The sequence below is a fragment of the Streptomyces sp. NPDC127097 genome (genome assembly GCF_042724075.1).
Lineage (GTDB): Bacteria > Actinomycetota > Actinomycetes > Streptomycetales > Streptomycetaceae > Streptomyces.
Genome location: NZ_JBHXFI010000002.1, coordinates 156483 through 168304, shown reverse-complemented (window position 1 = coordinate 168304; position 11822 = coordinate 156483). Strand labels below are relative to the sequence as shown.

At 71.5% G+C, this 11822-nt stretch carries 10 protein-coding genes; 1 reads left to right on the top strand and 9 read right to left on the bottom strand.

The features are described from left to right. Positions 1–130: 130 nt before the first annotated feature. The 8 genes from ACFWJW_RS02650 to ACFWJW_RS02615 all read right to left on the bottom strand — a co-directional run bounded on the left by ACFWJW_RS02650 (position 131) and on the right by ACFWJW_RS02615 (position 9240). Complete coding sequence (locus ACFWJW_RS02650) at positions 131–1066, bottom strand: NAD(P)/FAD-dependent oxidoreductase (RefSeq protein WP_387233845.1); 936 nt, start codon at positions 1064–1066, stop codon at positions 131–133. Positions 1067–1069: 3 nt separating this feature from the next. Continuing rightward, complete coding sequence (locus ACFWJW_RS02645; protein WP_387233842.1) at positions 1070–2470, bottom strand: MFS transporter; 1401 nt, start codon at positions 2468–2470, stop codon at positions 1070–1072. Next, positions 2463–3365 (bottom strand): phytanoyl-CoA dioxygenase family protein, encoded by a 903-nt coding sequence (locus ACFWJW_RS02640; protein WP_387233840.1) that lies wholly within the window; start codon positions 3363–3365, stop codon positions 2463–2465. The genes ACFWJW_RS02645 and ACFWJW_RS02640 overlap by 8 nt, the downstream gene beginning before the upstream one ends. A gap of 148 nt (positions 3366–3513) precedes the next feature. Beyond that, positions 3514–5400, bottom strand: a complete 1887-nt coding sequence (locus ACFWJW_RS02635; protein ID WP_387233837.1) for a carbamoyltransferase C-terminal domain-containing protein — start codon at positions 5398–5400, stop codon at positions 3514–3516. A 109-nt stretch (positions 5401–5509) separates the two neighbouring features. Beyond that, positions 5510–7093: a radical SAM protein gene (locus ACFWJW_RS02630; RefSeq protein WP_387233834.1), complete on the bottom strand. Its 1584-nt coding sequence runs from the start codon at positions 7091–7093 to the stop codon at positions 5510–5512. A 198-nt stretch (positions 7094–7291) separates the two neighbouring features. Beyond that, a complete protein-coding gene (locus tag ACFWJW_RS02625) occupies positions 7292–7459 on the bottom strand; it encodes a hypothetical protein (protein ID WP_159032259.1) in 168 nt (55 codons plus the stop codon). A 263-nt stretch (positions 7460–7722) separates the two neighbouring features. Further along, positions 7723–8751, bottom strand: a complete 1029-nt coding sequence (locus ACFWJW_RS02620) for a proline racemase family protein (RefSeq protein ID WP_387233831.1) — start codon at positions 8749–8751, stop codon at positions 7723–7725. 123 nt (positions 8752–8874) lie between these two features. Continuing rightward, entirely contained in the window at positions 8875–9240 is a 366-nt protein-coding gene (locus ACFWJW_RS02615) for an FAD-dependent monooxygenase (protein ID WP_387233828.1), read from the bottom strand. Positions 9241–9384: 144 nt separating this feature from the next. Here ACFWJW_RS02615 and ACFWJW_RS02610 point away from each other — a divergent pair, with 144 nt between their 5' ends. After that, positions 9385–10161 (top strand): hypothetical protein, encoded by a 777-nt coding sequence (locus ACFWJW_RS02610; RefSeq protein WP_387233825.1) that lies wholly within the window; start codon positions 9385–9387, stop codon positions 10159–10161. Between the two features lie 78 nt (positions 10162–10239). Here the strand turns inward: ACFWJW_RS02610 and ACFWJW_RS02605 are convergent, their stop codons facing one another. After that, positions 10240–11553 (bottom strand): cytochrome P450, encoded by a 1314-nt coding sequence (locus tag ACFWJW_RS02605; protein ID WP_387233823.1) that lies wholly within the window; start codon positions 11551–11553, stop codon positions 10240–10242. Positions 11554–11822: the final 269 nt, after the last annotated feature.

Below are 11822 nucleotides of genomic sequence, written 5' to 3'. Positions count from 1 at the left end.
ATGGGGCTCCCGTCGGTGCTCGGTGCGCGGTGCGTGGCTGTCGTGCCTTGCGTGGTGACCGGCCGTCCGGCCGTCCTGCCGGGCGCGGTGGGCCCGTGGAGCACGGCGGTGCGGGGTGGGCGGCCTGCGCTCAGGGAGCCGGGGTCGGGGGCGGCGGCTCGGGCAGGGAGCCGGGGCGGTCCTCGCGGATCAGGTCGGCGTTGATGGCCATGCCCGCCAGCCCTCCGCTGGCGGCGGCCATCGCGGCCTGCTGCATGTTCCGGCCGAGGTCTCCGGCCACGTACAGCCGGGGCAGGCTGGTGCGGCCGCGCTCGTCGGTCTGTACGGACTCCAGGTCCGGGGCCTGCAACCAGGGGCGCAGCGGGGCGACCCGGGGCTCGATGTCCAGGTGGAGGAAGAGCGCCCCGTAGCTCGCGGACCGGCCGTCCTCGAAGACGACCTCGACGCCCTCGGGGTGCGGCTTCACCTCGCTGACCTTGTCGTTGACGACGGGCACGGCGGCCGCGGTGAGCCGGTCCAGCTCGTCCTGGGGCAGCTCGCGCCGATCGGTGAGGTACGTAATGCTGTCGGACCACACCGTCAGGGTCGCGGCCAGGCACTCGCTGGGCACGGTTCCTCCGTACACGGCGAAGCTCCGTTCGCGCACCTCCCAGGCGTGGCAGTACGGACATTCCAGGACGGTCTTGCCCCACAGATCGGCCAGGCCCGGGACCGGCGGCAGCACCGAGCGCACACCGGCCGCGTACAGCAGGGTGCGGGCGCGGAAGGTGCCGGACTCCTTGGTGGTGACCACCACATGGTCGCCGTCCTGCTCCGCCGAGATCACCTCGTCGTCACGGAACGTCACGTCGTAGGCGGCGAGTTGGGCGCGGGAGCGGGCCCGGAAGTCCGCGATCGTCGCCCCGTCGTTGGTGAGGACGTTGTGCATGACGCCGGCTGCCATGTTGCGGGCGTCGCCCGAGTCGATCAGCAGCACGCGGCGGCGTGAACGGCCCAGGTAGAGCGCGCCGTTGAGGCCGGCCGGGCCGCCTCCGATGATCACCGTGTCGTAGAGCTGTGTGTCCAATGGTCATCCCTTGTCGAGAAGGTCACTGTGCGGAGGCGGATCGGTGGGCGGAAGCGGATCGGTGGGCGGCGCACCGGAAGACGGTGGTGGTGAAGGTGGTGGTGGTGAAGACGGTGGTGGTGTGCAGGGCGCCGGGGATGCGTCGCCGGGTGCGGAGTGGTCCTCGCGCAGGGGCGCGAGCAGCAGCAGCGCGCCCACGGCCAGGAGGGTGCCGCACACCACGAACACCGCGGGCACGGACAGGACTTCGGCGAGCAGTCCGCCGAGTGTCGCGCCGACCGGCATGGTGCCCCACGCGCACAGCCGGGACACGCTCATCACCCGGCCCTGGAGGTCCTCCGGCGTGAGCCGCTGGCGCAGCGACATCACGGGGATGTTCCAGCCCATCATGAAGACGCCGTTGGCGGCGAGCGCCAGCGCGGCCAGGACCGGATGGCGGACCAGGCCCAGCGCGGCGTACGCGGCCCCGGACGCCACCAGGGACCAGCGGGCCAGCCGTACGGTGGGCAGCCGGTCGGCGGCCCGGGGCGCCAGCCAGCTGCCGGCGACGGCGCCCAGCGATCCGACGGCGAGCAGCAGTCCGTAGCCGGCCGCGCTCAGCCCCAGCGTGCCCTGGCTCAGCAGCACCAGCATCGAGAAGGTCGCCGAGAACACCAGGCCGTACAGGGCGCTCGCGGCCAGCGTGAGCCGCAGGGTGCGATGGCCGAGGACGAAGCCGAGCCCGCCCCGGATGTCGCGCAACACCCCGCCGCGCGCCCCGCCCGGTGCCGCCTCGCCCGGTGCCGCCTCGCGGCGGGTGCGGGCGAGCGGGGCGAGGCCGAACAGCAGCAGCGCGGCCAGCGCGTACAGCACCCCGCCGGTGGCCAGCGCCGCGGCGGTGGTCAGGCCCACCAGTAGGCCCGCCACGGGCGGTCCGGCCGTTTCGTTGAGCACGATCGTCGCTGCCATCAGCCGCCCGTTGGCGCGCTCCAGGTGCCGTTCGTCGACCAGGCGCGGCAGCATCGCGGGCGCCGCGGTGTCGGCGAGGGTCTCGGCGATGCCCAGCAGGAACGCCAGCGTGTACAGGAGGGCCAGCGGACCGTGGTCGACGAGCACCAGGGCCGCGCCGAGCAGCGCTGCCGCGCGGACCAGGTTGCTGCCCAGCACGATCCGGCGCCGGTCCACCCGGTCCACGAGAACGCCCGCGGGGAGCGCGAACAGCAGCCAGGGCAGCATGTTGACGGTGGTCAGCCCGGCGACCGCCGCCGGGTCGGGGTGGTGCGCGACCACCAGCAGCGGCAGCAGCGTACGGGTGATGCCGTCGCCCGCGTTGGAGGCGGCCGTCGAGGCCCACAGCCAGCGGAACGGACGGCCCAGGTCCGCCCGGCGGACCGGGCGGGCCCCGGACGGGGCGGTGCTAGCCAACAACGCTCCCCTCGTGCCACGCACGCAGGCCCAGCAACCGCTCGCCCAGTTCGGTCAGCGTCGCCGGCCCGTACAGTTCGGCCTCGTCCTTGCGCACCCCGCCCTGCGGCGGATGCGGCGGGATCCGGTCCCGCCAGAACCTCACCCGGGCCTCCCGGAGGTCGGTGTTCTCCTCCCAGGCGGGCGCCATGGTCAGGTACTGGGCCATGCGCACCCGGGCCTCGGAGACGTTGGGGTGCACCCCGTGCGGCAGCAGGCTGTTGAAGATGATCAGGTCGCCGGGCGCGACCTGCGGCGTGGTGATCCGGTAGCCGGTGATGTCCGGGGTGAACGGATCGCGGTCGGCCGGCTGGCCGCTCAGCCACTTCTCCCACTCGGTGAAGATCTCCGGCACGCACTGGAAGCCGCCGATCTCCTCGTCGCCGTGGGTCAGCGAGAGCACCGACTGGCAGCTCACCTGGAGCGGCTCGGCGGAGGTGTCCACGTCCCAGTGGATGAACCCGTCGAAGGCACGCGGTCCCCGGTTGGGCGGGTTGACGTTGGCGAAGTCGATGGTGACCCACAGGTCGGTGCGGTCCCAGATGTCGGCGAAGGCCCCATGGACCCGCGGGGTCTGCCGGACGTCCCACTGGGCCTGGTGGTTGTACATCTCCACCAGCCCGCTGTGGCCCGGCAGCCGGTCGTTGCCGGTGTGCGGCGAGGCCCAGGTCGAGGGGTCCTCGGGGCGCATGTCGAGGAAGGAGTACAGCCCCTCGGTGAGCGCGGCGACCGTCTCCGGCGGCACCGCCTGACGGACGATCACATAGCCTTGGGTGATCCACTGTTCCCAGTCCGCGGGGGACAGGACGCGCAGCGGTTCCGTCTTGTGGATGTCTCGCAGTGGAATGGCGGCCACGGGCACTCTCCAGGGACACGACGCCTGCACATGATCGGGTGGGACGGGCCGGCCTCGACATCGTCATTCCGGCCATTTTTCGCCCGGCCGGAGATATCGGGGAATACGGGTACGGGGCGCTGGACGGGGACGGGAACGGGGACGGGAATCACTCGATGATCAGGCGGCGTTCGGGCAGCACCACGGCGTCCAGCTCGGTCCCGGTGAGCAACTCCAGTGCCTCGTCGAGGCGGTTGAGCAGAGGGCGGCCGCCGCCGTTGGCGCTGGTGTTGATGAGCACGGGCAACTCCGTGCGGGCGGCCACCGCGTGGCACAGCCGGTGCAGCAGCGGATGGGCGTCCGGCCGTACGGTCTGGAGGCGGGCCGTACCGTCGATGTGCCGCGCCTCGGCGAGTTGCCCGGCCCGGTCGGGCCGCACCCGCACCGCGAACAGCATGGTCTCGGCGTGGTCCAGGGGCCCGGTGAAGTACTGGTCGGCCACCTCTTCCGGGCAGATCGGCGCGACCGGCCGGAACCACTCCCGGTTCTTGATCGTCTGGGAGACGTACCGGCGAGCGCCGCTCCAGTGGGCCGAGACCAGCAGTGAACGGTGGCCCAGCGCCCGCGGTCCGGTCTCCAGACCGCCCTCCAGCCAGGCCACGCACCGCCGGTCGGCCAGCAGGTCGGCGACGGCCTGAACGAACTCCTCGTCACCGGCCGGGCGGCGCAGGGACAGCCCGAGGTCGCCCAGTCGCCGTCGCAGGCCGTCGTCGGCCGGGGCCTCGTCGTCGCCGTCCACCGTGTCCAGGCCCTCCAGCGGCGGTCCGGCGTAGGCCAGCGGCGCCCAGCGCGAGCGGCCCAGCAGGGCCGGGCGGTCGGCCGGGTCGGCGACGGCCAGCGCCGCGCCCAGCGCGATCCCCGAATCGTCGCAGCAGGTCGGGATGGACACCCGGGTGAACTGGGCGCATTCGACCAGGCGGCTGTTGGCAGTGATGTTGAGCGCGCAGCCGCCCGCGTAGCAGAGCGTCGCGTAGCTGGGGAAGCGCCGGCTGATACCGGTAACCAACGACGTCAGGTCCTGTTCCACGGCCGCCTGCAAGGTGGCCGCCAGGTCCCGGCAGCTGCGCGCGTCGGGGGAGGTCCCGACCGGGGTGCTTCGCCCGTCCGCGGTGCGGATCTCGTCGGGGAAGACCGAGCCGAAGGAGTGCACGACGTCGTCGTCCGAGGAGTCGGCCAGGCCCGCGTCCAGATACCCGCCGCTGTACGGGTCGTACTCCCACCAGGTGTCGGCGTAGCGCAGAGCCGTGCCGGTCAGCCGGTCCTCGTCGAGCTGCTCGTACAGGTCCGGCGAGGCGCGCCGGGTGGACTGCGGGACGAGCATGGCGCGCAGCACCGGCAGCAGGGCGGCATCGGTCTCCCCGGTGGCCGTCAGCCCGAGCAGCTTGCCGGTGTCGAACTGGCTGCCGTGGACGCGCCGGGCGAGCGCCTCGTAGACCAGACCGAAGCGCGGGCCGGTGCGGTTGGTGAAGGACATCACCGGGGTGAGCTGGTCGCCGTCGCCGAGGCAGACCATGCCGCACTCGGCGTAGTTGCCCGTCCCGTCCAGGGCCAGCACCAGGGCCTTGCGGGCCCCTGAGGTGTAGTACGCGAGGGCGGCGTGCGCGTAGTGGTGGCGTACCGCGGTCAGGGTGATGTCGCCGAACCCCTTGGCCAGCGGCCAGTCCAGGGGTTTGATCACCCGGGTCACCGCGTCGGCGAGGCCGGTGCCGCCGGTGGCCGTCCAGCGGGCGTCCTCGTTGACGAGCTCCACCAGCGCCGGGGGCAGCACCTGGCACACCGGCGTGTACCAGTCGGCCACCGCGATCCCGGTCACCGGGCTCGCCGCCCCCTCCCGTAGCTCCGCCAGCCACTCGGCGGCGGCCTGCGGGAAGCCGCCGTTGCCGCCGCACACATGGCGCAGCCCCAGGCGGCGCTCGGCCTCGATGACGCGGTAGCCGCCCGCCTCGGTGAGCGCGGCCCCCGCGTCGTGGCCGAAGTGCATCCCAATGATTGCCATGGAACCAGTCACCCTTCCTCGGCCCGGACCGGAGTGGTGGGGCCGGGTCGTGGATCGGCGGCCCGCCTCGCGCGGGGGCGGGCCGGTGCGGAGATCGTCGGGGCCCGGCTCAGGACAGCGTGGCGAGGCTCTGGGCGTGATGGCGCTCCAGGAGGCCCTGCACCACCTCGCGCATGTAGGCGCAGTAGCCGGGCGACATCACCTGGATCGAGCCGTTCTCCTCCTCCAGCGCTCCGGCGGAGCCGCCCGAGCAGGTGCCCTGGAGTTCACAGCCCTGGCAGCCGGGGCCGTTGGTGTAGGCCCGCATGCCGTAGTCCTGGTAGGCGGGAGAGGAGAAGATGCCGCGCCAGTCGTCGATGGTGCCCAGCTTGCGGGCGGTGGCCTTGCAGGCGAAGACGCTGCCGTTGGGCTCGATGGAGAGCTGACGGCCGACCGCCGGGCAGGTCTTGTAGTCGGCCTGCTCGGCCCACTTGGCCTCGTCAATGATCATCTGGAAGGTCTGGTACCAGTAGCCGCTGAGCTGCACGCCGCGCTCCCGTCCGTAGTCGACGGCGGTCAGCAGCCGCTGCGCCACGTCGTGCGGGCTGTGCTGCTGGAAGAACTCCTTGGCCTGGAAGGACACGATGACGTCCAGGGATTCCAGACCGGCCTCGGCGACGAAGTCGATGAGCGGGGTGCCCCACTTGTCCCACGTGTACTGGGAGAGCACCGAAGTGATGCTGACCGGGACGCCCGCGGCCTTCATGTCGAGGATCGCCTTGCGGACCACGGCCCACGAGGTGCGCTGCTGCTGCCCGCCGCGGAACTCGCCGGTCTCCGGAACCAGGTAGTCGATGGAGACAGTGGTGTCGACGCGGTGCCTGGCCAGCGCCGCCAGCAACTCGTCGTCGATGCGGGAGCCGTTGCTGGTCAGGTCGTAGGAGAGGGTGACGCCGTCGTAGCTGTCGCCGAAGGTGCGCAGTACGTGCAGGATGGTGCCCCGCGCCAGGGTGGGCTCGCCGCCGAAGAACGACACCGTCAGATGGCCGCCACCGTTGGCCTTGCGCAGCTCGATGGCCTCCTTGACGGTCTTCTCGGCCACCTCGCGCGACATGTGCATCGAGGGGTTGCGGGCCTCGTCCGCGCCGTGGTTCCAGTCGCCCTTGGCGAACGTGGGGCCCGAGTCCTGACGGGTGGGGCCCGCGACCTCACGCGTGCGGCGCAGTTCGACCAGAACCGGGCCGGGCTTCACCGACTCGCCGGAGGTGTTGCGCTCCTCGACGCCGCCGTCGAAGTTGTACGCGAAGCAGCCCTGGCAGGAGAAGTTGCAGGCGTTGGTGAGCACGAGCTGGATGGAGGAGTGGAACACGCCGCTGCCGAGTGCGCTCTGCCGGCTCTCCAGCAGGCCGTCGATCTCCGCGGCCTCGTCGTGCCCCGCCTCGACGAGGAACCGGGCCGCGACGAGGTCGCGCAGTGAGGCGTCGTCGACCCGCTCCCGCAGTCGGTCCCAGCTGATGCCCTGGGATGCCTCCTTGAGGAGTTCGACGATGTCCCGGTCGATCAGCCGCGCATTTCCGAAGAGTGAATGAAAGGCCATGGTCCGCTCGTCACCCTCATAGGAATCGAGCCGGCCTCCGAACGACGTGAAATCCCGGTTGCCCGCGGCACGCAGGGTGCGGACGTAGCGCGAGGACTGGTACATCGAATTCTGCATGGCGAAGACTTCTCCCTGCGTCTCACGACTTCCGACGCTACGTACGGCACGTCCCTGGGGCGCGGCATACGGCACTGCGTCGGCGAAAAGGGCCCCGGGCGCGGAGCCGTGGGACGCGGACCGGTCCCGGCCCTCGGCCCGGCCCGCGCGACAGACCGGGGCCCGGCCGGTGGGCGGGGCCCCGGGGAACCTCAGCCCTTAGGCCGACGCACTCTCTTTCCGCTGCTCAGCGGGGGCCGAAACGACCTCCGCCTGCTTGTGGGCGGGCGTGATGGTCGGGGCGTTGCCCTTGTCCGGCGAGACGAACGCACACGGACGGGACGACGCGGTGACCGCGGGGCGGGCGACCTTCTTGACTTCGGCCATATGGCCTCCTCAGTAGGTGCGACACAACGCGGTCCACTCAAGCAGAAGAAATGAACCCTCAATAAGCCTTCAACCGGACACAGTTGGAAAAGATCGTCACTTCGGGACATACCAAGGGGAATTGATCTTTCACCATTCGGCACGCGCCACTCTGTCTGCCGATTCGCCCGCACACCCCGCGTGATCCGCCGCGGCCGGAGCGCCTCAGAAAACCCTTCGCATGCCCTCGCACGGGATGAATTCCGGCCAGGAACGGCCATCCCCTAGCGCAGGACGAAGCCGGTGCCGAGATCGTCGTCGGGGTCGAGTGCGAAGCGGTGCTCGCCGGTACGGTAGGCGGTTCCGGTGACCACCGGGATGACGGACCGGTGACCGTCGGCGGTCAGCTCTTCGGCGATGCGGGCGGTGAAGCGGCTGCCGACGATCGAGTCGTGGACGAGAGTCCGGCCCGGCTTGAGGGTGCCGGTCGCCGCGAGGACGGCGACGCGCGAGCAGGTGCCGGAGCCGCACGGGGAGCGGTCGACCTGGCCGTCGGCGAAGACGGCGACATTGCGCTGGTGCGGATTGCCGTCCGCATCGGCGCCGAGGTCGTCGTACAGGATGGTGCCGTAGATGCCGCTGAGGCGGTCGTCGGTGGGGTGGCGGGCGTACTCGGTGTCGTTCAGCGCCCACTTCACCTCCCGCCCGATGGCGATGAGGTCGGTGTAGTGCTCGGGCGTGACGGCCAGGCCGACGCCGGCCGCGTCGAGGTGGGCGTAGAGGGCGCCGCCGTAGGCGATGTCGACGGTGACGTCGCCGCGTGAGGTGGCGAGGGTGACCTGTTCGGCGAGGCGGTAACTGGGCACGTTGACGAAGTCGATGCCGGTGATCTTCTCGCCGTCGGTGCGCACGTGCAGGGTGACCCGGCCGGAGGGGACATCGATGACGACAGTGGTGGTGCCCGAGGGGTCGCGCGCCACGAGGCCGGTGTGCACGGCCCAGGCGGCGAGCGCGATGGAGCCGTGGCCGCAGGCCGTGGAGAAGCCGTCCTTGTGCCAGAACAGCACCCCGAGGTGGGCACCCTCGTCGTCGGGCGGCGTGATGAACCCGCCGTACATGTCGGCGTGCCCGCGGGGTTCCGAGCACAGCAGCTTGCGCAGGTTGTCCACGTCGGGGTCGGCGAGGGCGAAGACGCGGCGTTCGGCGACGGTGGCGCCTTCGATGGCGACGGGCGGCTCGCTGACGATACGGAAGGGCTCGCCCCCGGCGTGGTAGTCGACGGTGCTGATCGTCAGGAGCTGCTGTCCGGCCATGGGCGTCTCCTTGCGCAGTGGTTGTGCTGCGCGTTGCCGCGCGGCCACCGTGATGCGGACTCTTACCATCCATAGCGTGCCGGGACCGCGCTTGCCAGGGTGACGGCCTGGCTGCGTGCGCCGTCAGGGACCGCCTCCGGGGACGGGCCTTCTTCGGGAGACGGTCCCGCGGTCGATCTCCGGGCTGTCGTCGTCGTGTTCGGGCCCCGAAACGGGCAGGGTGGTGGCGGTGACGGGGTCGACCACGCGCCACACCTGGTCCTCGGGGCGGGACAGGGCGCGGAGCCGGTCGAGCAGACCCGCCGCGCGCAGCGCGACCTGACCGGTGCCGCCGTGGATGTCGAGGCTGCCGCCCTGGGGGCGGACGCCGGTGGCGGCGTCATGTTCGAAGACGGTGACGGAGCGGCCGTGGAGCTGTAGGACGCGAGCCAAGGCAAGGCCGCCGAGGCCGGCGCCGACGACCGCGATGCGGGCGTGAGCAGATTTCATGGGGCTGTCCCCTCGAAAAGGTGGAGTGGGATTCCGGGCGTCGAAGTGGGTTGCGTGAGCGAGTATTTGCTGCCGCCGGCTGCCCCGGCCCCGGAACCGCCAACAGGCTCCTTCCGTCTGGGGACGAGACGAAGGGGGCGAAAGGTGTTTGCGTGGCTGTTCCTGTGGCTGGTGCTGGGCATCTGGTCAACCGTCGGGGTGTTCGCCTACCTGGCCTGGAAACGCCGGTGCCATCCCGCACGGCACCGGCGCTGGTGGGTGTTGGGGATGAGTACGGGCACCGTGGGGTATCTCCACACACTCGCCTACGGCTTCGCCCTGACCCGGCCGGCAGAGGTATGCGGGCAGCGGACCCTCGACAACGACTATCCGCTGACCCACGTCCGCGTCGACGTGTTCCCCCCACGCCTGGCGTGCTACTGGACGGATTCATCGACCTACGGACCCAGCCACCCCACGGCCGCGGGCACCTGGCTGCTGTGGTGCGGGGCAGCCCTCCTGGTGGCAGGCACGGCCGCCAGGGCGATGACTCTCAGCTCGCGTACACCGCGCTGGGCCAGAGCCGGCACGGTCCTGGCGCCCGCGGCCGCCGCCACCATCTGGGCCACGGGAGTCGCCCCGCTCATGCGCCTGTCGACCGTCGATCTCGACAATGCGTGCTTCCGCCGGCAAGTGGCTCATCTTCACTCCGCACCCTCCGGCGACATCGTGCACACCCAGCGCAGCGTTCTGCCACCGGCCGTCGACTGCGTATTCACCGACGGCACCACCAGCCTCATCCCCCTCGAAACCCTCGGACTCTCCTGCTGCCTCACCGTGTTCCTCATCTGCTGTGCCGCCCTCAGGCTGCTGAAAGCGCCTATGCCCCTGCGAGACCACGAACCCCTGGAGGGCTCGCGACCCTCCCCGCGTCCCAGGTAGGTGGTCAAGCCCCTGGGTCGTCATCAGCCCTGGAGGGCTCGTCATCGGTGCGGCCCGGCCTGGCCCATCGGACACGCCCTAGAGGTCCCGTGGCCGCACCGTCATCCGGATCCCGTCCCGTGCCCACAGCACGAACCGTTCCACCGGCGTCACCTCGTGCCCCGGCGCGGGCCGAAAGCGCAGGCGCTTGAGGAGGACGGCCAGGACAAGCTGGGCCTCGACGGTGGCCAAAGCGGCGCCCTCGCAGCTGCGTGGCCCGATCCCGAAGGGGACGTACGCGAGCCGCGGCCGCTTGGCCACCTCCTGCGGCGTGAACCGCTCGGGGTCGAACCGCTCCGGCTCGGGCCAGTGCTCAGGGTTCAGATGCACCGCCCAGAACGGATAGAACACCGTCGTCCCGGCCGGGATCTCGTACGGGCCCACAACCAGGTCCTCGGTCGTCTCGCGTGCGCCGTACGGGCCGGGCGGGAACAGGCGCATCGACTCCTTGAGCACCATGTCCAGATACGTGAGCCGCCGCAGATCACCGTAATCGGGCGTGACGCGCTCGCCCAATACCTGGTCCAGTTCGGCGGCGACGCGATCGGCCGCGTCGGGATGGCGGCCCAGCAGATGCAGCGTCCACGAGACGGCGACGCCGGTGGTGTGGTGGGCGGCGAGCAGCGTCACCATCACGGTGTCCCGGATCCGCGCCGGGCTCTGACCGGCCTCGACGAGCGCCCCGATCAGGTCGCTGGGGTCGGTGCGGCCACCCGAGCCGTGCGCCGCCACCAGGCGGTCGACCGTCGCACGCAGATCGGCAAGGGCCGCCTCGGCCCGCTCCGCCGAGCGCGGGTCGGCCCGCGGCACCTGGTAGAGCCGCCCGAGATGCTCGGTGAGCACCTCCTCGAACGCGGCGACGACACGGTCCGTGTCGGTTTCCGCGCCGCCGAGCGCGAACCCGCAGATCATACGGAGCGACAGCACGGTCAACTCCTGTTGCAGCTCGACGGGTGCGCCGTCGGCCTGCCCCGCCCAGCGGTCCGCGAGCTCCCGCGCCAGCTGGGTGAAGCGCGCGAAGTGCCGCTCGTGAGCCGGCCGTCCGGCGAGCACCGAGAGCAGGAGTCTGCGCCAGGGGGTGTGCTCGTCGGCGGGCAGCACTTGCAGGTTGCCGGCCTCGCACAGCGGGTCCAGGAACGCGAACAGCTCCTCGGGCCGCCTGTCGAGGTGCGCCGTGGCCTCCAGAAGCACGGGATCGGCGACCGACACGGCCGTGTCCGCGCCCGGCAGTTGGAAGCGCACGACGGGCCCGTGCGCCTCGTGCAGACGTAACTGGTACCTGTGCAGCCCGCCCGCAGCCGCAACGGCGCTCAGCCCGCCGTCCTCCTGGTGCTCGGGTCCGGGGATGCGCATCACGGTGCCTCCTGTCGCAAGTCCTCCCCCGCGAGTCTGCCCGAGGGGCCCCGCAACCCGCCCTTGTGTCAGCCAGTCCCCCCGTTCCCGCTTCCTACCCGCGACGGGTCCCGTGCGCGCACCGGCGGCCGTCCCTGCCGGCCCGGAGGCCCATGCTCGCCCTGACCGGCCGGACCAGCCTCTTGGCAGCGACGGGCGGCCGGCCACCGCACTTGGACTGTTTCCCGGGCAACCCCTCACTCCATCTCCTAAGCTGCTGCCGGGCCGAC